The sequence below is a fragment of the Chitinophaga sp. CC14 genome, from assembly GCF_048957795.1.
Classification (GTDB): domain Bacteria; phylum Bacteroidota; class Bacteroidia; order Chitinophagales; family Chitinophagaceae; genus Chitinophaga; species Chitinophaga ginsengisegetis.
Map to the genome: position 1 here is coordinate 272,058 of NZ_JARBFY010000006.1, position 21,402 is coordinate 293,459.

17 protein-coding genes are annotated in these 21,402 nt (G+C 48.7%); 10 read left to right on the forward strand and 7 right to left on the reverse strand.

The window, feature by feature from the left end:
* Window positions 1–30: 30 nt before the first annotated feature.
* Window positions 31–1,053 (reverse strand): serine hydrolase domain-containing protein, encoded by a 1,023-nt coding sequence (locus tag PV783_RS31595; RefSeq protein ID WP_420990797.1) that lies wholly within the window; start codon window positions 1,051–1,053, stop codon window positions 31–33.
* Window position 1,054: 1 nt separating this feature from the next.
* Window positions 1,055–1,810, reverse strand: a complete 756-nt coding sequence (locus tag PV783_RS31600) for an SGNH/GDSL hydrolase family protein (protein ID WP_420990798.1) — start codon at window positions 1,808–1,810, stop codon at window positions 1,055–1,057.
* Between the two features lie 215 nt (window positions 1,811–2,025).
* On the opposite strand from PV783_RS31600, the gene PV783_RS31605 reads away from it, so the two are divergent.
* The 10 genes from PV783_RS31605 to PV783_RS31650 all read left to right on the forward strand — a co-directional run bounded on the left by PV783_RS31605 (window position 2,026) and on the right by PV783_RS31650 (window position 16,251).
* Entirely contained in the window at window positions 2,026–5,154 is a 3,129-nt protein-coding gene (locus PV783_RS31605) for a SusC/RagA family TonB-linked outer membrane protein (protein ID WP_420990799.1), read from the forward strand.
* Between the two features lie 24 nt (window positions 5,155–5,178).
* Window positions 5,179–6,660 (forward strand): RagB/SusD family nutrient uptake outer membrane protein, encoded by a 1,482-nt coding sequence (locus PV783_RS31610; RefSeq protein ID WP_079472031.1) that lies wholly within the window; start codon window positions 5,179–5,181, stop codon window positions 6,658–6,660.
* A 105-nt stretch (window positions 6,661–6,765) separates the two neighbouring features.
* Complete coding sequence (locus PV783_RS31615) at window positions 6,766–9,462, forward strand: c-type cytochrome (protein WP_420990800.1); 2,697 nt, start codon at window positions 6,766–6,768, stop codon at window positions 9,460–9,462.
* Window positions 9,463–9,492: 30 nt separating this feature from the next.
* The gene (locus PV783_RS31620; protein ID WP_420990801.1) at window positions 9,493–10,557 is read left to right on the forward strand and encodes an aldose 1-epimerase family protein; all 1,065 of its coding nucleotides are present in this window, start codon (window positions 9,493–9,495) and stop codon (window positions 10,555–10,557) included.
* A gap of 17 nt (window positions 10,558–10,574) precedes the next feature.
* Window positions 10,575–11,774 (forward strand): class I mannose-6-phosphate isomerase, encoded by a 1,200-nt coding sequence (locus tag PV783_RS31625; protein WP_079472034.1) that lies wholly within the window; start codon window positions 10,575–10,577, stop codon window positions 11,772–11,774.
* A gap of 18 nt (window positions 11,775–11,792) precedes the next feature.
* Complete coding sequence (locus tag PV783_RS31630; protein ID WP_420990802.1) at window positions 11,793–12,833, forward strand: sugar phosphate isomerase/epimerase family protein; 1,041 nt, start codon at window positions 11,793–11,795, stop codon at window positions 12,831–12,833.
* A 27-nt stretch (window positions 12,834–12,860) separates the two neighbouring features.
* Complete coding sequence (locus PV783_RS31635) at window positions 12,861–14,012, forward strand: Gfo/Idh/MocA family protein (RefSeq protein ID WP_079472036.1); 1,152 nt, start codon at window positions 12,861–12,863, stop codon at window positions 14,010–14,012.
* 83 nt (window positions 14,013–14,095) lie between these two features.
* Window positions 14,096–14,887 (forward strand): 3-keto-disaccharide hydrolase, encoded by a 792-nt coding sequence (locus tag PV783_RS31640; RefSeq protein ID WP_420990803.1) that lies wholly within the window; start codon window positions 14,096–14,098, stop codon window positions 14,885–14,887.
* 242 nt (window positions 14,888–15,129) lie between these two features.
* Window positions 15,130–15,657 carry a 5' nucleotidase, NT5C type gene (locus PV783_RS31645; RefSeq protein ID WP_420990804.1) on the forward strand — a complete coding sequence of 176 codons (528 nt, stop codon included), beginning with the start codon at window positions 15,130–15,132 and terminating at the stop codon, window positions 15,655–15,657.
* Between the two features lie 45 nt (window positions 15,658–15,702).
* The gene (locus PV783_RS31650; protein ID WP_111578498.1) at window positions 15,703–16,251 is read left to right on the forward strand and encodes a pyridoxamine 5'-phosphate oxidase family protein; all 549 of its coding nucleotides are present in this window, start codon (window positions 15,703–15,705) and stop codon (window positions 16,249–16,251) included.
* Between the two features lies 1 nt (window position 16,252).
* Here PV783_RS31650 and PV783_RS31655 read toward each other — a convergent pair whose 3' ends face one another.
* The 5 genes from PV783_RS31655 to PV783_RS31675 form a co-directional block, all read right to left on the reverse strand.
* Window positions 16,253–17,281 carry an LLM class flavin-dependent oxidoreductase gene (locus tag PV783_RS31655; protein ID WP_420990805.1) on the reverse strand — a complete coding sequence of 343 codons (1,029 nt, stop codon included), beginning with the start codon at window positions 17,279–17,281 and terminating at the stop codon, window positions 16,253–16,255.
* 87 nt (window positions 17,282–17,368) lie between these two features.
* Window positions 17,369–17,749 carry a PH domain-containing protein gene (locus tag PV783_RS31660; protein WP_079472041.1) on the reverse strand — a complete coding sequence of 127 codons (381 nt, stop codon included), beginning with the start codon at window positions 17,747–17,749 and terminating at the stop codon, window positions 17,369–17,371.
* A gap of 128 nt (window positions 17,750–17,877) precedes the next feature.
* Window positions 17,878–18,063, reverse strand: a complete 186-nt coding sequence (locus PV783_RS31665) for a hypothetical protein (protein ID WP_111578275.1) — start codon at window positions 18,061–18,063, stop codon at window positions 17,878–17,880.
* 70 nt (window positions 18,064–18,133) lie between these two features.
* The gene (locus tag PV783_RS31670) at window positions 18,134–19,585 is read right to left on the reverse strand and encodes a sialate O-acetylesterase (RefSeq protein ID WP_420990806.1); all 1,452 of its coding nucleotides are present in this window, start codon (window positions 19,583–19,585) and stop codon (window positions 18,134–18,136) included.
* On the reverse strand, window positions 19,561–21,399 hold the full coding sequence (locus PV783_RS31675) for an alpha-1,3-galactosidase B (RefSeq protein ID WP_420990807.1): 1,839 nt from the start codon (window positions 21,397–21,399) through the stop codon (window positions 19,561–19,563). Before PV783_RS31675 ends, PV783_RS31670 begins: the two co-directional genes overlap by 25 nt.
* Window positions 21,400–21,402 lie beyond the last annotated feature (3 nt).

Genomic DNA, 21,402 nt, shown 5'->3' on the forward strand with positions numbered 1-21,402 from the left:
ATCACCGCAGTGGAATTATGTAAATAGCTGTTATTGCTTCTTTATAACAGTTGGTAATAATATTTCGCGGATGTTTCTTTCAAAGAAATAAGCCCTGGGTATATCTTTTTCGCTGTAGCCGGCGTTCTCCATTACAATAAGACTGGCACGGGTTGCCGGATAGTAGAAATTGATGAGCGTAAATCCCATCTCCGGCATATACCCGGTGTGTCCCATCTCCTGCTTATCGTCGCTTACCACAATACCATAGCCGGTTCCTATTGACCCGTATACGGTGTGCTGCCGGTGTTCCCAAACATGCGTCATCAACTGGTAGCAGCTGTCTTTCAGTAACTTTCTGCCATACAATAGTTCATTCCAGCGTACCAGGTCGCGGGCCGTGGACACCACGCCTGCACCTGCATAGTGCCAGTCGGGAATAGTATCCGTACTTGCTTCCAGGCCACCAGAGGGCATTTCCCGGTAGCCTTTTACTGCTGGTGTATGGCCGGTAATGCCGGAGTGCGTCATACGGGATTTTTTAAACAAGGCAGACGCCAACTCCGTATAGGGCTTACCGGTAGTACGTTCCAGTACGGATTTCAGCAGGGAATAACCGAAGTTGGAGTAAGCGTATTTTGTTCCGGGCAGAAAGGCCAGCGGCGCATCAAACCACACCACGCCGGAAGTGTGATTGAGCAACTGGTGGATGGTAATGCTGTCTGCCCAGCTATCTTTTATTTCCGGGAGATAGGAATGCAATGTTTGCTGTAGCCGGATACGTCCTTTTTCCACTTGCTGCAACACCATTACGGCCGTCATTTGCTTGGTAACGGACATAATGATAAACGGGTCGTTGATGTTCAGCGCCTGCTTTGTTTCGCGGTTGGCATAGCCATAGGCTTTGGCGTACAGCGTTTTCCCGTTTTGTGTAATCAGCACTACCCCGTTGAACGGGCGGGGACTTTTGATCGTTAAGAGAGAATTCAGCCTGGCGGAAAGTGATTGTTGTGCAGTAACCAATCCCGTTGCCAGTGCCAGGATGCCGGTAAGAATGAATGAGCGGGTTTTCAACTTATTTCTTTTTTAATGCGGTAGCTATTGCTTTTTCCGCCAGTGGTCCCATTACAAGGTAGCCGGCTTTATTGGGGTGTACGCCATCAGATGTCAGTTCGGCTTTCAACCCTTTTCTTTCATCGGCCATTGCGGTGTAATAGTCCAGGTATACGCAGTTATTTTTGGCAGCGTAGTTTTTAAGGCGCTGATTCAGGTCGGCAATCTTCCCAACCGGCTCCAGTCCTTTACGCCACGGATAATCAAATGCCGGTATTACAGATGACAACACCACGCTGATACCGTTTGCCTTAGCCAGTTCCGCCATTGATACGATGTTACCAAAAATGGTTTCCACCGGGGTATAGCCGGTATTTCCTGCGATATCGTTGGTGCCCGCGAGGATCACTACTACTTTCGGTTTCAGGTTAATGACATCCGGGCGGAAACGGATCAGCATCTGTGGCGTGGTTTGCCCGCTGATGCCGCGGTTGATATAGGGTTTGCCTTCAAAAAACTCCGGGTTCAGGTTTCCCCACCCGATGGTAATGGAATTTCCCATAAATACCACCCGCTGTTCGCCCGGTTTAGGCGCGCCCACCTGGGCGTTGGCTTCCTGGAAACATTTTAAACAGGCCCAATCCTGTTTCATCAGTTCTTCGCGTTGCTTCTTTTCTTTTGCGGCGGCATCAGCGTCCGCGGTATTCTGTGCAAAAGCCGTAGCGCCCAATATGGCAAACAGGGCTACCAGTTTCAGGCTTTTTCTGTTCATGATCATACATCAGATTTTTAACTGTCTGCATTTTAGCAAATGCAGTGGAAAGTAGCAATATTTTCCGGCTTTTACAAACGCCTCTTTCATAACAGTTAACAGGCTCCGATACAGGACAGTACAGGACAGTACAGGACGCAACAGGACAGGAATGTATTATTCTTCCGCTAAATTTATTTCCGTAAAGTAATGCCGTTTCATCAAACCAAATTCCACTCGTTATGATCAGAGCTTCTATCCTTTATCAAAAAGGATCTTCCTGCCTCGCACGTTTTGGCTTCACCTGTTCTGCCTTGTTATTCATCAGCACTTTCACCTATGCACAAAAGAATAACGTTGGCGGCCAGGTTACAGATGCCGGAACGGGCTCGCCGCTTCCCAGTGTAACCGTTGGCGTTAAAGGTACCGGCCAGGGTGCATTCACTGATGCGAATGGCAGATATACCATTTCCGCCGCTCCGTCAGATTCTCTTGTTTTTAGCATAATCGGTTATGCAAGCAAAACTTATCACGTAGGTACCCGTACCCGCATCAGCGCACAGCTGGAACCAAGCAATAAAGTCCTTAACCAGGTAGTGGTTGTAGGTTATGGTACACAACAGAAAAAAGATGTAACAGGATCTGTTGGAATTGTTACCATGAGGAACATTAAAGACATGCCCGTTGCCGGTCCTGACCAGGCATTGGCCGGCCAGATTGCCGGTATCCAGGTGAGTACCTCCAATGGTATTCCCGGTGGCGGACCGCAGGTACAGGTGCGCGGCATCGGCGCTGTGGGCGCTGGCAGCCAGCCACTGTATGTAGTGGATGGTTATCCGCTGGCGTCTTCTTCCGACCAGGTATCTGATCCAATGAACGCTATTAACCCGCAGGATATTGAATCCATGGCGGTGTTGAAAGATGCTTCTGCTACCGCTATTTATGGTTCGAGAGGCGCTAACGGCGTAGTATTGATCACTACCAAACGAGGCAGCTCCGGTATTCCACGCGTGCAGCTTTCTGCCAATTATGGCGTGCAGACTATCCCCGACAAAGGACGTCCAAACCTGATGAACGGCCAGGAATTTGCCCAGTTCAGAAAAGAAGCGATTGAAGATAATATCCGTTTCACCGAACACCGCGAACCTACGGATGCAGACATACCGGAAGTTTACCGTCATCCTGAACTGATCGGTAAAGGCACCGACTGGTTTGATGCCATTACACGCACTGCGCCCATGCAGGATATTAACCTGAGCGTAAGTGGCGGTACCGATAAAATCAGGACTTATGTCTCCGCAGGTTATTACAACCAGGACGGGGTGATCATCAACTCCGGCTACAGGCGTTTTACCGTAAGAGCCAATGTAGACGCTAATCTCTCCGACAGATTTAAAGTAGGCTTCAACGTAGCGCCCTCTTACACCACCCGCAAAGGCAACACCAACGGAGAAGGCCGCGAAGGCGTTTTCGGTATTGCCAGCCCGATTGAGCCTATCTATAAAGCAGATGGCAGCTATAATGAATATATCCAGAGTCCCGGTACTTTTGGTTTGCCTAACCCGGTAATGATGCTCAATGAGGTAACCAACAAATCCAAGAGCACCCGTATTCTTTTTAATACTTACGGAGAATATGAAATTATAAAGAACCTGAAATTTAAATCCACCTTCAACGTAGATTACCAGGAAGGTAGCGCCGAATACTTCCGGCCCTCCACCATTGGTAATACCAATGCGGCGCCGCCAAGTATTCCTTCCGGAGGTTACATCACCGGGAATTACCTGAACTGGCTGAATGAAAACACACTCACTTACCAGTACAACAGCAACAGCGGGCATGCTATTACCGGTTTGCTGGGATACAGTGTACAATCACAGAAGGAACAAAATGTGGGTATCAATGCGGCCAACTTCCCGGATGATGATATCAAAACCATCAACGGCGCAGCTACTCTCACCAATAATCCTAATGTAACTGATAAAACAGAGTGGGCATTATTATCTTACCTGGCCAGGGTAAACTATGCCTATAAAGATAAATACCTGGTAACAGCTACTGTGAGAAGTGATGGCTCCTCCCGCTTTGGTCCCAACAACCGCTGGGGTACCTTCCCGTCTGTAGCACTGGGATGGCGTGTTTCACAGGAAGATTTTATGAAGTCGTCCCGTATATTCAGCGACCTGAAAGTAAGGGCTTCCTATGGTTTCTCCGGAAACTTCAATATCGGTAACTACACCTACATGAGCAGCATCGGTACCAGTGATTATGTACTGGGTGGTGCGCTGAATGGCGGCCGTGTAATGAACACGCTTGGCAATCCAAATCTTGGATGGGAAAGAATGCGTGAATTAAATATAGGCGTTGACGTTGGTTTGCTGAAAGACCGCATCTACCTGACTATCGATGCTTATAAAAGAAATACACAGGACCTGCTGTTAAACGTAGAAGTACCACAGTCCAGCGGCTTTACTACCGTAACTGAAAACAGTGGCGATATGGAAAACAAGGGACTGGAAATTGGTATCTCCTCCCGCAACATGGAAACCAAATCTTTCACCTGGACCACCAACTTTAACATTGCCTTTAACCGCAACAAAGTGCTGGCATTGGGAAAAGACAATGCCCCTATCTATTCCGGCAACAGCAGTGAAGGTAATCCTACCAATGTGAGCATTGTAGGCCAGCCGCTGGCAATGTTGTATGGATATGTATTTGACGGCATTTACCAGAACCAGGCAGAAGTAGATAAAGGCCCAGCTTTCCCCGGTGCAATTCCAGGTAATATCCGCTTCAAGGATATCAATGGCAATGGCGTAATCAATCCGCGGGAAGATTTTTCGATCATCGGTAATCCTTACCCCGACTTCAACTGGGGCTTAACCAATATCCTGAATTACAAAAAATTTGACCTGCGTGTACTGGTAGTGGGCTCTATGGGCGCCGACCGCTTACATGCCACCAATGACTACAACGGCAATATTGATGGCGTATTTAACGTACGAAAAGATGTAGCTAACAGGTGGAGATCAGAATCTAACCCTGGCAATGGCAAAGTGCCAACCACCAATGGTTCCGGCCGTGGCAGGGTAATGTATCGTGACGTAAGTTCACTGACGGTAGAAAAAAACAACTACGCATGGGTGAAAAATATTACGCTGGGCTACAGTCTTCCTAAGATGGGATTTGTGGAAAGCGCCAGGGTATATGTAAGTGTGCAGAATGCCATCCTGTTTACCAACTACAGCGGCAACCCTGAAGTAACCAACTACATGGGCAAAGGCGGAAGCGGCGCGCTGGTACCTGGTATCGACTATTCCAGTTACCCGGTTCCAAGAATTTATTCACTGGGCGCCAACCTCTCCTTTTAATTCAGTCAAAAAAAGAATAGCAACATGAAAACTAAGATACCTTTTATCGCGCTGCTTGCGATCGCACTGAATGGATGTAACAACATGCTGGATGTAAAGCCAAATTCCTTTTCCAGCGGATCTAACTATTATACTACTGAAGCACAGGTACTCCGCGCCGTGAACGGCTGCTACGGCGTGTTACAGCAATTTTATACCGGCGACTACTGGGCGATGGCTGAAATGCGGGCAGATAATACCAACTACCAGTACGATGAAAGCGACCGTGGCGCACAGCAACGGGAAGAGATCGATGAATTCCTGATCACTCCCACCAATAACTACGTGAACAATGTATGGACACAGATATACAAGAACATACAGCAATCCAACGTGATCATTACCCGCATTGACGGCGTTAAATTTTCCAACGAAGCAACTAAAAAACAGTATCTCGGTGAAGCTAAATTCCTCCGGGCCCTGTACTACTTTCACCTGGTGCGTCTTTTCGGCGGTGTGCCACTGCTGGTGAAAGAAGTGGCAAGCCCGGATGAAGCTTCCACCCCGAAGAAAGCCACGGTAGAAGAAGTATATGCGCAGATCATTGCGGATGCCACAGAAGCCGCGGCCAATCTGCCTGCCAGCTACTCCGGCGGAGACATCGGCCGTGCTACCAAAGGTGCTGCGCTGACGCTGCTTGGAGAAGTATACCTGACAATGAAAGATTATCCAAAGGCAGTAACCACCCTGCAACAGGTAACTACACTGAACTATTCGCTGGTAGATAACTATGCAGATAATTTTGATCCGGCGAAGAAGAACAATTCAGAATCTATTTTTTCGGTACAATACAATTCCGGCATCGAAACAGAAAGTAGCAACTATATTTTCAACTTTGGTCCACGCAACGGTAAAAAAGATCTGACCGGCTTCAATGGTAACCTGGGCGGCGTGAACATGCCTACTCCCAGTATTGTAAACGCGTATGAAGCAAAGGATAAAAGAAAGGATGCATCTATTTTTATGTACTCCAGTCCTACTAACGCCGCTTTTGCAGAATCAATTGCCTTTGGTGGCAAGTTACCGCTCATCCGGAAATTCTATCATCCGCCATATGCGCTTGATGGCCGCGCCAATGAAAACTGGCCCGTATACCGCTACTCGCAGGTATTGCTGATGCTGGCAGAAGCAATCAACGAAACCGGCACCGGTAATCCGCTGCAGTATATCAATCCTGTGCGTCAACGCGCAGGGTTGGATCCTTTGCCTGCTTTGAGCCAGAGCGCTTTCCGTGATGCTGTTTTTCAGGAGGTGCGTGTAGAACTTGCCTTTGAAGACAATCGCTGGTACCAGTTATTACGCACCGGCAAAGCCGTTTCCGTAATGACTGCCCACGGTATAGAAGAAAAGAAAAGGCTCACCAGGCTCAGCCCGGCATCATATAACATACAGCCGTTCCAGTTATTATTTCCAATTCCTGAAAGAGAAATCAGGTTGAATGGATTTGAACAAAACACCGGCTGGTAAAAAAAGTTAGAAAAACGGGAAAACGTTTACTATATTACTAACAGCTATAGTAAACGTTTTCCCATATCAATAGTATCAACTCAGGAACCTATTCAAGATTATATTATGACCACGTCACGTAAAAGAGCTTTCCCGCTGCTGTTGCTGGTTTCCACCGTTCTAATGACCGGTGTGGCCTGCAATAACGGAAACGACTCAACGTCAGAGCCAAAGCTAACCGGCAATCCAAAAATCGATGCCCTGAAATTACCTGATAATTTTAAGGCAGAGCGGTTGTACAGTCCGGGCGACAACAATCAGGGCTCCTGGGTATCTATGACCTTTGACACCAAAGGCCGCATGATCGTGTCCGATCAATATGGTTTTCTTTACCGGTTGCAGCTCCCTGCCGTAGGGGAAGATTCAGCCAAACTGAAAATTGAACAACTCAAAATCGGCAATGATACTTCTACACAAAAAGTATCTATGGGCTATGCACAGGGATTGCTGTATGCCTTCAACAGCCTGTATGTAATGGTGAATCACAACAGTGATGACCGTTTCGACAAAGGCAGCGGCTTGTATCGTTTACAGGATACCAACGGCGATGATCAGTTTGATAAGATCACGCTGCTGAAAGCGCTGGATGGCGAAGGTGAACACGGACCACACAGCATTGTATTATCTCCGGATAAAAAATCCATCTATGTGATCGCCGGTAATTTTACCAAAATTCCGGAGATGAATAACTACAAGGTGCCTCCATCGTGGAACATCGATAACGTGTTACCATTTATCAAGGATCCTAACGGTCACGACAACACGGTGAATACACATGGCGGATGGATTGCGCATATCGATTCTACCGGTACCAACTGGGAACTCATCAGCTCCGGCTACCGCAACCCTTTCGATCTTACCTTTAATGATGCCGGTGATATGTTCACTTATGATTCAGATATGGAATGGGATTTTGGTACTCCCTGGTACCGTCCTACCCGCATCTGCCAGGTAACCAGCGGCAGTGAATACGGATGGCGCCCGGGTACAGAGAAATGGTCGCCTGCCTATCCTGATAACTTACCACCCTTACTGAACATTGGCCAGGGCTCCCCTACCAACCTGATCTATGGCGGCAATGCAAAGTTCCCGGAGAAATACCGCAAATCATTATTTGCATTCGACTGGAGCTTTGGTATCATCTACGCCATCAGTTTGCAGCCGGATGGCGCTTCTTACAGAGCAGGTGCAGAAGAATTCCTGTCGGGTTCACCACTGCCGTTAACAGACGGTGTGATTGGTCCTGACGGCGCTTTGTATTTCCTGACCGGTGGCCGCAGACTGGAGTCTGATCTGTATCGCGTATATTATAAAGACAATAAAGAAGATAACGAACCTTTGGCGGTAACTCCACCAACAGAAGGCGCTAACATCCGCAAACAACTGGAAGCTTATCACGGTGGCGTAAAAGAAGGAGCCGTTGATTTTGCATGGCCTTACCTGAAAAACAGTGATCGCTTTATCCGCTTTGCAGCAAGGATAGCCATAGAAAATCAACCGGTGAGCCAGTGGCAGAACAAAGTGTTACAGGAGAAAGATCCTGAAACACTGATCCAGGGAACGATTGCGCTGGCACGCCAGGGCAAGGAAGATGTGAAGAAATTGCTGCTGCCGCAACTGATGACGATCAACTATGCACAGTTATCACCTTCCCAGCAGATTGACCTGCTGCGCGCTTTTGAACTGGTGTTTGTACGCATGGGTAAACCCGATGCAGAACAATCGGCACAAATAGCCGCCTACCTTGATCCGCAGTATCCCGCCAGCACCAACGATCTGAACAGGTCACTGAGTAAAGTGCTGGTATACATCAATGCACCCAATGCCGTAGAAAAAACAATGGCATTGCTGGCCAGCGCCAAAGATGATACTGCTGCCGCTAAAACGGCTATGAAATCAGCCGATCTGATCATGCGCAATCCGCGGTACGGACTGGACATTGCCGGTATGTTATCCAAGATGCCGCCATTGCAGCAAACCTGGTATGCAACCGTGTTAAGCCAGGCTAAAAGCGGCTGGACACCTGAATTACAGGAACAATATTTCCACTGGTTCTACGATGCTTTCTCCTATAAAGGCGGACATAGTTTTATCGGCTTTATCAATGACGCCAGGAAAAATGCACTGGCCAATGTGCCGAAAAAAGAGTTTGCTCATTTCAACAAAATCTCCGGCGACTCCCTGTTAAACAGTGGCGGCAACCTTGCAGCAGGTTTCGCGCAACCGAAAGGTCCGGGCAGAAACTGGAAGTTGGAAGAAGCGCTTAAAGTAGTGGACAGCGCTACTACTACCAAACGTGATTTTGAACAGGGCCGGGCGATGTTTGCCACAGCGTTGTGCAGCTCCTGTCATGGTATGCGCGGTGAAGGCGGCGTAGCCGGACCGGATCTAACGCAGCTGGGCACACGTTTTTCCAATAAGGATATCCTCGAAGCCATCATTGAACCCAGCAAAACCATCTCTGACCAGTACGAAGCCACCGTGTTTTCTTTGAAGAACGGCAGCACCGTAGTAGGAAGGCTGGTAAGCCAGGACAAAGATAAGTATGTGATTTCCCAGAATCCGTTTGCAACACAGGATCAGCGGGAATTACTGAAGAAAGATGTAACCGGAACAAAAGCATCCAAAGTTTCTGTGATGCTGCCGGGATTAATTAACCGTCTTAATGAAGACGAGCTGCGTGACTTGATGGCTTATCTGAAATCCGGCGGCAACAAACAGGATTCCATTTTCCTTGCTTCCAAGCAGCTGGGTCGTAAATAATATTTTTTCCGGAAGATAAATAACGCGCGGATGGCATTTAATAATCAGTCGTGGCAACATAAACTCTCGAATCATTTTCAGCTGGGAGGTATAGAAACGGCGGTGCTGGACAATGGCCCCGGAAGGGGCACCCGCATCGCCTGGATCAATACCGGAACCGGGTTACGTTATAAGGTGGTCATCGACCGGGCCATGGATATTGCGGATGCCTTTTATCATCAGCATAGCCTGGCCTGGTTAAGTCATGGCGGTATTACCGCACCCACGCGCGGGGCGAACAAAGGTTTGGACTGGCTCCAAACCTTTGGCGGTGGACTGATAACCACCTGCGGACTGATGCATGTGGGCGGCCCTGAAACCGATGAATATGGAGAGCGCGGGCTGCATGGCCCTATCAGTAATACGCCTGCTGAAATTGTTTCCATCATACAACCCGACCCCGTGGCCGGGCAGATGGAGATGAGCATTACCGGCATCATGCTGCAAACCAGCGCCCTCGGTCCCAAGCTGATGCTGAAACGTACTATTTCCGGTACACTGGGCAAAGCAGAGATCCGGGTGCATGATGAAGTGATGAACCGGGGCAATATCACGGCGCCGCATATGTTGTTATATCATTTCAATTTCGGGTGGCCGCTGGTAGATGAGGGTGCGGATATCTGCTGGAAAGGAAACTGGATTCCCCGGGAAGGCAATCCGGATCACATTTTTAATGCGGATCACAATTATAAAAAATGCCTCGCTCCGCTGGACAGTCATGCCGGTGGCGGCGAAGAAGCCGCGATCATTGATCCGGTTGCAGATACCGGCGGATGGTGTACCTGTGGTGTACACAACGCTGCATTGCAACTGGCGTTTTCGCTGCGGTTTAAAAAAGCGCAGTTGCCGGTGCTCACCAACTGGCAGCACTGGGGCAAAGGCGAATATGTGATGGGGCTGGAACCCGGCACCCATCCGCCTACGGGCCAGGCAAAAGCCCGCAGGGAAGGTACGCTGCTATTTATGGAGCCGGGCGAACGCCGCGAATATGAATTGCAGATAAACCTGTTACATACCAACGAAGACATCAAATCATTTCTCACTGATCTTTTATAATCATCATTTTAAAGCTCATGGAAAAAACAAGCTTAGCAGAAAAAGCACTCGAACAGGGACAAGGGATTCTCCGGCTGGCACCAAACTGGGTACCCAGATCATTTTGCGTGCCAGGACGGCGGATCAAATTACACCCGGACGATTATTACGTACTGGGAGGCGAACGTGGCGGCATCGACGAACGTTGGCTGTCGTCCACCACTCCGGCGAAGAACGGCCCTTTAACAGGCGAAAATGAAGGTTTAAGCATGGTGGTGGTAAGTGATGGCAGCGGCACACAGCAATTTTTACTGAAAGATGCCATCAGCGAATTAAAAGATAAACTGATCGGGAAACGTTTATGGGATACCTATGGCGCCTGGCCGATGTATTCCAAGTTCTTTGATAACATGGGACCACTCCCCCATCATATTCATCATAACGATGAAAAGGCAGCGCTGATCGGACAGGCCGGAAAGCCCGAAGCCTATTACTTTCCGCCGCAGCTGAATAATCATGGCGGTGATTTCCCTTATACGTTCATGGGTATTGCGCCCGGCACCACCCGCGAACAGATTAAGGAATGCCTGCTGAACTTTACCAAAGGCGATAATAAAATCACGAACTACTCACAGGCTTACAAGCTGGAACCCGGCACCGGCTGGGATGTTCCGCCGGGACTGCTGCATGCACCGGGTAGTTTGTGTACCTACGAGCCACAGAAAGCCTCCGACGTATTTGCCATGTACCAGTCGCTCGTAAACGAAGCCATCGTTCCGGAAGTACTGCTCTGGAATGGTACGCCAAAAGAAAGCATCGGTGATTATGATGCGCTGATGGACGTGATCGACTGGGAACTGAACGTAGATCCCAACCAGTTCCAGAACCGTTTTATGCCGCCCAAAACGGCAGCTAACGGGGAAGGATATACGGAAAATTGGGTATGTTATAAATCAGATGCATTCAGCGCCAAAGAACTCACTGTAGCGCCCGGCGCAACAGTAGTTATTAAAGACGCCGCCGCCTACGGCATTATCCTGATGCAGGGGCATGGCAAAATGGGTGTGTGGGATATTGATACGCCGGCACTGATCCGCTACGGACAATTAACCAACGATGAGTTTTTTATCAGCGAAGCAGCGGCTACTGCAGGAGTGAAAATTGTAAACCACTCTTCTACCGATCCGATTGTAATGCTGAAACATTTTGGTCCGGGTAATCCCGACCTCGTGTTATAATCTGTTAAAAACTACGTTATGAAAGATAATAATTATCCAAAACTGCACAATGCCACCTGGCCGGGCATTGTAGGAAAAGGAGATGGTGCAGAACCCATCATTTCATTTGATACGCTGCTGGAAATGACCGCTAACGCTGATGTGAACGGCGTTAAGTTTGACGGTATCGACATCGGGTTGTTTGACCCGCATGTATCCGCAGACAGCTCAGACGATGACCTGAAAAGACTGGTAGAAAAAGTATCTTCCTATAACCTTGAGATAGGCAGCCTCGTGGCGCCGATCTGGCCTCCCAGCGGCGGTTCCGCAATGGGCAGCAAAGAAGACAGGGCAAAATTTGTAGAGCAGGTGCGGAAGTCGTGCCACGTAGGCAAACGGCTCCGTGACCTCGGTATCCGGCCTAGCGGCATAGTACGCATCGACTCCGCCTGCAGTCCGGAAGACTGGTCCAAAGATCCCGCCGGTAACACCAGGCTGATTGCACAAACGTTCCGTGAAGCCTGTGACGTAGCCGCTGACTATGGCGAAAAACTTGCCGCAGAAGGTGAAATCTGCTGGGGTGGCATGCATAGCTGGAAAGCCATGCTGGATACCCTGGAGGCGGTAGACCGTCCCAATATTGGGTTCCAGGCCGATATGTCGCATACGTTCCTGTACCTGCTGGGGTATAACAGCCCGGAAGACAGGATACTGCCGGCAAACTTTGAGTGGAGCGACCGCGAAGCAATCAAAGCAGGGCTCCGGAAACTTACACATGCCCTTCGTCCGTGGATGATCGATTTCCATGTGGCGCAGAATGATGGTACCGTACACGGCACCGGCTCGCACGATAAAACCGGCCGTCACTGCCTGGCTACTGATCCCAACGGGAAACTGAATATTGCGGAAGATGCCGGTTTCTGGCTGCGCGACGACAAAGGCGAACTCACAAAAGCGGTGAAACATATCTGCTGGGATGGTTGTATGTTCCCCAACGCCGTGATGACCCAGGCGAAAACCTGGAACGATATCCTCGCCGCCATGATCGCTGTAAGGCAACAACACGGCTGGCAGGAATAGTTTTTTAATTAATAATCCGTGACAACTATGACAACAAAGAAAGAACTGAGGATAGGATTAATAGGCTGTGGCTTTATGGGCAGAACCCACTCCAACGGCTACCTGCGTGTGAAAAACTTCTTCCCGGAACTGGCTTATCAACCGGTGCTGAAAGCAGTATGTTCCCGCACAGAAAGTAAAGCCAAAGCATTTGCCGCGCAGTGGGGATATGAATCCGTGGAAACGGACTGGAAAGCCCTCATTGCACGTGATGATATAGATGCAGTAGACATTTGCACGCCAAACGACAAACACGCTGAAATAGCTATTGCAGCAGCTGCTGCAGGCAAAATGATCCTCTGCGAAAAACCGCTGGCACGTACGCTGGAAGAGTCGGCCGGAATGGTAGACGCTATTGAAAAAGCAGGCGTGCCTAATACCGTGTGGTACAACTACCGCCGGTTGCCGGCCGTTACCCTCGCCAAACAGATCATCGACTCCGGCAAGCTGGGTCGCATTTTCCACTACCGCGCCAACTTCCTGCAGGACTGGACCATTAACGCCAACCTGCCACAGGGCGGCGAAGGATTGTGGCGCATGGATGCAGATGTAGCCGGTTCCGGCGTAGTAGGCGACCTGCTCTCCCATTGCATTGACACCGCGTTGTGGCTGAACGGTAGCATCACCACCGTAACCGCCATGACCGAAACGTTTGTAAAGGAACGCATGCATCAGCTCACCGGCAAAGTGGAAAAAGTAAACATCGATGATGCCTGCTCCTTCCTGTGCCGCTTCAGCAACGGTTCTCTCGGCCTCTTTGAATCAACCCGTTATGCACGCGGACATAAAGCGTTATATACGTTTGAAATCAACGGTGAAAATGCTTCCATCCGCTGGGACCTGCACGACCTGAACCGGCTGGAATACTTTGATAACGCCGACGCCTCTACGGTGCGCGGATGGCGCTCCATCCATGTAACGGACGGCGATCAGCCATATATGGATAAATGGTGGGTACCCGGACTGGGCATTGGCTACGAACATTCTTTTGTACACCAGGTAGCTGATTTTCTGAAAAGCCTGGAAACCGGTGCGCCCTGTTCTCCTACTTTTAAAGAAGCACTGGAAACACAAAAAGTGTGTGAAGCCGTACTGGATTCAGCTGCTTCCGGTTCCTGGAAAGATACCAATGCTGCCTGACTACCGGTAACGGTTATACGCATCATGTTTACTATCTCCCCCGGATATACGAAAAAATACCAAACACTATTAAAATATTAATTATGCTGAAAAGAACCAGTGCAATGCTTATCCCGTTAGCCGCAGCCAGCCTGCTGTTTACCACGGCCAGTTGCCAGAACGGCAACAGTAAGACAGGCAACAGCCATACCGGCGATAGCACAGGTACCGATAAAGGCTTCGTACAGATCTTTGATGGTAAAACACTGAACGGATGGATAGGCGACTCTATTCACTGGCGGGCGGAAAACGGTCATATTGTTGGCGAAGTAACGCCAGAAACGTTACTGAAAACCAACACCTTCCTCATCTGGCAAGGCGATCAGCCGGCGGATTTTGAACTCACCTGCGAATTCAAAATTACCAGCGGCGGCAACAGCGGCATCAACTACCGCAGCGTAATGGTAGAAAATGTACCACACGCGCTGAAAGGCTACCAGGCAGATATTGACGGCGCCAACCGCTATACCGGTCAGAATTACGAAGAAAGAGGCCGTACCACCCTGGCCTACCGCGGACAGAAAACCACCATTCCCGAAGCAACCGATTCGCTGAAAAACGGCGTGAAGAACAACGCCTGGAGTGCCGCCGTTGTTACCGGCTCACTCGGCAGCTCTGATTCACTGCAAGCACTTATTAAAAGCGAAGACTGGAATAAATGCCGGCTTGTTGTAAAAGGCAATCACCTGCAGCACTACATCAACGATGTGCTGATGAGCGATGTAACCGACAACGATACGGTGAATGGAAAAACCAAAGGATTGCTGGGCGTACAGGTGCATGTAGGTCCGCCGATGAAAGTGGAATACCGTGATATTAAGCTGAAACAGCTTTAGACGCGGATTTTGTCTTTCCCGCTGATTACACTGATTATACTGATTTGCTTGATTTGACTTTTTGGATTTTATAAGGATATTAAATGATTCGGGGAGATATAAGCGAAAATATCCGCTTATATCTCCCCGAATCACTTAATATCCAAAAAGTCAAATCAAGCAAATCAGTATAATCAGTGTAATCAGCGGGAAAGACAACCTCCGCACTTTTTATTATATTAGCTGCACAAAAACAGGAAACAATGCAGTTATCTATTGCCATCGACATGGACGAAACCATTGCAGACCCAATCAAAAAAGCCAGGGCATGGTATTACAGGGACTTTGGTAAAACATTTACCACGGAGGAACTTCACGGCAAAACACTATCGGATATCCTGCCGGAAGAGCACAAGGCGAAGATTAAGGAATACCTGAATACACCCGGCTTTTTCCGCGACCTGGAAATATTCCCGAATGCAGTGGAAGTAATAAAAGAACTGAATAAGAAATATAAATTGTATATCGTATCCGCAGCGATGGAATTCCCCACTTCGCTGAAAGACAAATACGACTGGCTGCAGGAGCATTTCCCTTTTCTTGACTGGCGGCAGTATTGTTTTTGCGGCGATAAATCTATTGTACAAACAGACATTATGATAGATGACCTGATCCGCAATTTCAGCAATTTCAAAGGCAGGCCCTTGTTGTATCACGGGCATCATAATGTACACGTAGAGGGCTATGAGCGGATCATGGACTGGGAAGACGCAGCGAAGAAATTGCTGTAGTTAAAAGTTCGTACCTTTAATGACCACGCTTAAATGCCGCTTTATATGGGAAAGTTTTTTGACGATATTAAGCCCGTACACCAGGACTTTATTGCTGCGCAGAAATTGTTTTTTGTAGCCTCTGCGCCGCTGAGTGATCAGGGCCATGTAAACCTTTCGCCCAAAGGGCTCGACAGTTTCAGGGTACTTTCCTCCAACAAAGTAGCCTACCTCGATATTGTGGGCAGCGGGAATGAAACCTCCGCGCATCTCCGGGAGAATGGCCGTATTACCTTTATGTTTTGTGCCTTCGACGGGCCGCCCAATATTTTGCGTTTATACGGTAAAGGCTATACGGTGTTACCGGGTGATCCGGAATGGCCGGAGCTGTCGGCGCTGTTTACGTTGTTGCCCGCCACCCGCCAGATCATTGTGGCGGATATCCATAAAGTACAAACCTCCTGCGGCTTTGGCGTTCCGTTGTATGAATACACCGGCGAGCGGGATCATGCCGCCAAATGGGCGGAAAAGAAAGGGCCCGAAGGACTGGAAGCTTACAAAGCCGAGAAGAACCTGGTGAGTATGGACGGATTGCCTACCGAACTGGGTGCGTAATTTAATCGGTATTCACCAGCGGAATGATGTACTTACCAATCAATTCAATGGACTTCAGCAATTTTTCATGGGATAAACCTGCATTATCCATCTGAAAAGTAATCCTGGAGATGCCACCCAGTGCCTCGCTGTGGCGGAGAATCTTTTCTGCTATTTCTTCAGGACCGCCTACCAGCAGGGCACCGGTGGGACCTGTCTGTGCATCAAACTGCGCGCGTGTAACAGGAGGCCATCCCCGCTCCTTTCCAATCCTGGTGAATGTTTCGGCGTAGCCGGGGAAATAGTCGCTCACAGCCTGTTGCCTGTTTTCCGCAACATACCCCAATGAATGTACGCCTACGGTTAATTTATCGGGCGAATGCCCGGCTTTTCTGCCGGCTTCCCTATACAAGTCTACCAACGGGCGGAAACGATGGGTTTCCCCTCCTATAATGGCCACCATGAGGGGCAGTCCCAACGTACCTGCACGGGCAAATGATTGTGGGGTGCCACCAACACCCAGCCAAATGGGTATGGGATCCTGCACCGGGCGCGGATAAATGGCAATATTATTAAGCGCCGGCCGGAAGCGGCCTTTCCAGGTAACCGCTTCATGATCGCGGATATTCAGGAGCAGGTCCAGTTTTTCGATGAAGAGCGCATCATAATCCTGGAGACTATAGCCAAAAAGCGGGTATGCTTCTATAAAGGAACCACGGCCCACCACCATTTCGGCGCGGCCACGGGAAATAATATCCAGTGTGGCGAAATTCTGAAATACCCTTACCGGGTCGGCGGCACTGAGCACCGTTACCGCACTGGAAAGACGGATACGTTTTGTACGGGCTGCTGCAGCCGCCAGGATGATGGTGGGTGCAGAGTCCAGGAATTCCTTCCGGTGATGTTCACCGATACCAAATACATCCAATCCTGCATGATCGGCCATCACAATTCTTTCCAGCAGATCCGCCATTTCATCCATATTACTTTCTGCGACCGGCTTGTTGTTTAAACCATTGGTGGCTGCAAAGCTATCTATTCCTACTTCCATGATCAATCCTTTTAGGGATGTTAAATATAAGCAATTAAAAAAGCCACCAATGGTGGCTTCGGTATGATAAACACTTTAATAAGAAACTTAGTTCAGCACATAATGCGCCAGTACCTTCTGCACTTCGTATACATCCACCGATTTGCTGAATTGCTTTTTGATGCTCGGCAATTCTTCACCGGAGATCCAGATTTTCAGTTCTGCATCCAGTTCAAAAGTACCGGCTGTTTCCACGCTGAACCTTGAAATGCTTTTGTAGGAGATACTGCGGTATTCTGTTTTACTACCGGTAAGCCCCTGCTTATCGATCAGGATAAGACGTTTATTGGTAAATATAAAAGTATCCCTGATCAGCTTAAAACCCAGTTCTACCCGTTCTGAGTCAAGCAGGAGTTTGCCATAATCTTTGGTTAACTGCTCCTGGCTAACAGTGGCTGCGTTGCCAATAAGACCTGAAAAAAATCCCATATAAAAATTACGTTTGTTGTGGTGATGGGTTACAAGATATTACAAATATTGTAAATAGCAGAGAATTATGGCGGATAAATTCAGCCACGCTTTAACTACGCTTCATCCATGCTTTAAGTACGCTTCAACTACGCTTCATCTTTGGTATTCCTCACAAGGCCAATACCCGATATGAAGAAGATAACCCCGATTACAGCAGCCACCAGTAGCTGCCGCCATTGCATACTTTGCTGGATAAAACCATAACCGGCATAAATGATACCCACTATCCCCAGGATAGTCAGGATGGTTCCGAAGAGTCTTTTTACATTCATGGCTTGTGTTATTTGACTATTAATCAAACAATATCTATGCCGCGGGGGAAAGCTGTGTCTGCCGTTGGGGTTATTGCTGATCATCCGTCCGGAAAGAAGAAGCCGGTAACCCTTCCCGGTTATAAAGCTCCCCCTTTACCCAATTCTTAAATGCGTACCTCACTGCAACCGGCGCCGCCACTGAATCGCATTGAACTTTCACCTGGTTACGGTGAACAATAACCGCTGCTGCCGGATAAAAAACATGGTCGCTGCCTGCCATTTCAAAATGCTCCAAAAACTTGTTATTAGCTGTGAGTCCGTGTTTGGCAAAATCGAAATAAAGATAAGCCTGGCTTCCCCTGATCTTCATCTTTCTAAAAACAGGCGAAACGCAGGCAATATCTTTCTGATGATATGTTTTTGACAGCGCCCAGTAAGAAAGGCGTTGGCTCACCACCGTTTTATCCGGCGGATGAATATATTTTTCTTCACCCGCATCCAGTATCACGGCCATGCCTGCGTTGGGGATATCGCGCAGTGCCAGCAATTGTGATTCCCGCAGGATAGCCGGTAACTGCTCATGACGGGGATCAGCGTATCCATAAGGCGCTATCTGCACATAATAAAAGGGCAAACGGCCCTCTCCCCATAGCACTCTCCATTCCTTCACCATAGCCGGTAACAGCCTGCGGTAAAGCAACGGATGCTCCCTGTTTGATTCTCCCTGGTACCAGATAAATCCCTTCACGCTATAATATGATACCGGCAGGATCATGGCATTGAACAGCACAGCCGGCGAATGTTCCGGATTCTTTTCGGGATCTCTGATCGTATCCGGCCTGTTGGTGGACCACACTTCCGGGAAAGCCGACAATGTTTTTTCACTCATCCAGGATTGTATGGCTGTTCCTCCCCAATAAGTGGCAATGATGCCGATGGGTACGTGCAGCTTTTCATGCAGGATTTTTGCATACTGATAGGCAACAGCGCTGAAATCCTTCACGGTGGCGGTGTCTGTGACCTTCCAGCTACCATTGCAATCAGCTAAAGGTACCGGTGACACCACTTTAGGCACCCGGAAAACGTGTATATCCGGATGATTAACCGCATCCGCAATAATAGCAGCTGCGTTTAAAACCGGTTGTTTGTTGTATCCTTTCAAAGGCATTTCCATGTTGGATTGCCCGGAGCATACCCATACTTCCCCGATTAATACATCTTTCACACGGATATGCGTTGCCTCACTGGTAAAATCAACGGTATAGGGGCCACCCGCAGGGGGCGTAGGAATACGCGCCTGCCATTTCCCGGCGCTGTCTGTAACAACCGTATATCTTTTTGAGGTCCAGCCGGGCGTAATGTTCACCTGGCTGCCTTTGCCCGCCCAGCCCCACATCACGGCGTTTGCGCGTTGCTGTAATACCATATGGTCACTTATCACCGCTGGCAGTGATAAGTGACCGGTATGCGACTGCGGCAAACTTCTTAACGGAAAAATGAGCAGCACTAAAATGCTTAAAAAACCAGTTCTTGCTGACATTGTATTTCTTTCTTCTTCATAAATTTAAATTCCACATTCTTCCCCAATAGATCGGGAGCTACCTTATTATCCTGTATGCGCACATTCCTGCACCCTGAAAGAAAAAAGGCAGCTTTGCGGGCATGATAAGGTTTATAATCGTAGCTCCTGATGAGATCATTGCTGATGAACTGCAGCCCGTTTACCGATTGTGCGAATAGTATAGGATAGTCGAACGCATAAAAACTATTTCCTTCTATCCGTATATTTTTATGATAAAGCGGTGTGCTATCATTCATCACCGGGATCTCCGGGTAAATGCTGATCACCGCTTCTGTAAACTGGTAGTCAGATGTATTACACGGAGCGAGGAATTTATTTCCTTTTATCAGCAGATCAGTGATAGCGCCGGATTCATACCAGGAGTTCACATCGCCGGCTATCAGAATGGCCGAGCCACTGGATGCAAAGCTGTTGTTTTCAATGATCACTTTTTTAGGTGTGGTTACCAGCAGCCCTCTTGCACGACAGCTTTCGAAAGATGTATTCTTCACTGTAACTGCGGGAGTCCAGCTCATATTTTCGAGGCCATCTCCTTCCTGTATACGTGCCGGTATTTCGCCGGCAAGGGTGAGTTCAAAATCTGTGGTGCTTATTTTACGGAACGCCGTTACCTTGCCTTTGCCAATAGTTGCCAGTGAATGGTGATCTATAAACGCAATGTTATCGCCTGTTTCCGACCATTCCATGCCTACGCTCATCGGCTCCATGAAGCGGCACAGCAAACTGTTTTTATCCAGCTTGCTGATAATGCGCACATAAGTGCCATGCACATTAATGGGATCATCCATCAGGCCACCAAAGCGGCAGCTGTCTACATAAATATTACCGCGGCAATTGGAGAAGTGCAGCCCGTCATCATGACCACTGAAATATCTTCCCTTTGCTATATTTGGAACAATGGAGATGTTTTTAAAAGTAAGATCAGAAGTGTACTGCGATAATATCCCTAACCCTGCGCAATGGTAGCCGTTCACTTTTTCCATTAGAATGTTATCGCTGTGCGTTACAAAGATCATGGCATGATCGCGGCTGTTGTGACGCAATACCAGTATGTTTCCGGGTGAAGGCTTCCGCCGGAAAGGATGATGCAACCGCACCACGCCATTGTCCATAGCGGTGGCTTTATATCCCCGCCAGTCCGGCCCCAGGGCGCTGGGCTCATCGCCTGTTTTGTAAGCAATAAGATGCGTATCCGTTTCGTATTCCATGATGCCGGTGATCTTACCACTCCAGCCTTCGGCGGCAAACAGCATCTGCCCGTTTACGATAGTGTATGGATACTGCGCGGTGTCTATACGTACATCTATATACGCAGCGGTAGTATCCAATACAACTGCCTGCGCCGTCAGCGGAAAATCCCAGTCGATAGAAACATTGCGGAGTGTAACATGACTGCTCCGCTCAATAGTGAACGGCTGTATCCTGCCATGATACACAAATTCCGATCCTGCGCCTTCTATCACCAGCTTCTTAAATCCTGCTATCATGATGGCGTTGTACTTCGGGTTGATATCCGAGGTATTGGATTCGTAGTACACTTTCTTTACTGCGTGCTGCGGCCAGAAATCATAACGTCCCGCCGGGAAAAACAGCAGCGGGTTTTCTTTTTGCCGGCAGGCTTCCAGTGCGGCCTGTACTGCGGCTACGGCGTCTGCACGACTATCAGGCCGTGCACCAAAACCGGTTACGTATACCGTATCGTAAGCCGCGGCTCCATGTGTGTATTGCAGGCACAATACACACATGGCTAATAAAATTAAATATCTATACATAGC

Bases quoted from the DNA above. Each gene is read 5' to 3' on its own strand.
- PV783_RS31600 (WP_420990798.1), bottom strand. From the start codon at position 1,810: ATGATCATGAACAGAAAAAGCCTGAAACTGGTAGCCCTGTTTGCCATA.
- PV783_RS31605 (WP_420990799.1), top strand. From the start codon at position 2,026: ATGATCAGAGCTTCTATCCTTTATCAAAAAGGATCTTCCTGCCTCGCA.
- PV783_RS31610 (WP_079472031.1), top strand. From the start codon at position 5,179: ATGAAAACTAAGATACCTTTTATCGCGCTGCTTGCGATCGCACTGAAT.
- PV783_RS31615 (WP_420990800.1), top strand. From the start codon at position 6,766: ATGACCACGTCACGTAAAAGAGCTTTCCCGCTGCTGTTGCTGGTTTCC.
- PV783_RS31620 (WP_420990801.1), top strand. From the start codon at position 9,493: ATGGCATTTAATAATCAGTCGTGGCAACATAAACTCTCGAATCATTTT.
- PV783_RS31625 (WP_079472034.1), top strand. From the start codon at position 10,575: ATGGAAAAAACAAGCTTAGCAGAAAAAGCACTCGAACAGGGACAAGGG.
- PV783_RS31630 (WP_420990802.1), top strand. From the start codon at position 11,793: ATGAAAGATAATAATTATCCAAAACTGCACAATGCCACCTGGCCGGGC.
- PV783_RS31635 (WP_079472036.1), top strand. From the start codon at position 12,861: ATGACAACAAAGAAAGAACTGAGGATAGGATTAATAGGCTGTGGCTTT.
- PV783_RS31640 (WP_420990803.1), top strand. From the start codon at position 14,096: ATGCTGAAAAGAACCAGTGCAATGCTTATCCCGTTAGCCGCAGCCAGC.
- PV783_RS31645 (WP_420990804.1), top strand. From the start codon at position 15,130: ATGCAGTTATCTATTGCCATCGACATGGACGAAACCATTGCAGACCCA.
- PV783_RS31650 (WP_111578498.1), top strand. From the start codon at position 15,703: ATGGGAAAGTTTTTTGACGATATTAAGCCCGTACACCAGGACTTTATT.
- PV783_RS31655 (WP_420990805.1), bottom strand. From the start codon at position 17,281: ATGGAAGTAGGAATAGATAGCTTTGCAGCCACCAATGGTTTAAACAAC.
- PV783_RS31660 (WP_079472041.1), bottom strand. From the start codon at position 17,749: ATGGGATTTTTTTCAGGTCTTATTGGCAACGCAGCCACTGTTAGCCAG.
- PV783_RS31665 (WP_111578275.1), bottom strand. From the start codon at position 18,063: ATGAATGTAAAAAGACTCTTCGGAACCATCCTGACTATCCTGGGGATA.
- PV783_RS31670 (WP_420990806.1), bottom strand. From the start codon at position 19,585: ATGTCAGCAAGAACTGGTTTTTTAAGCATTTTAGTGCTGCTCATTTTT.
- PV783_RS31675 (WP_420990807.1), bottom strand. From the start codon at position 21,399: ATGTATAGATATTTAATTTTATTAGCCATGTGTGTATTGTGCCTGCAA.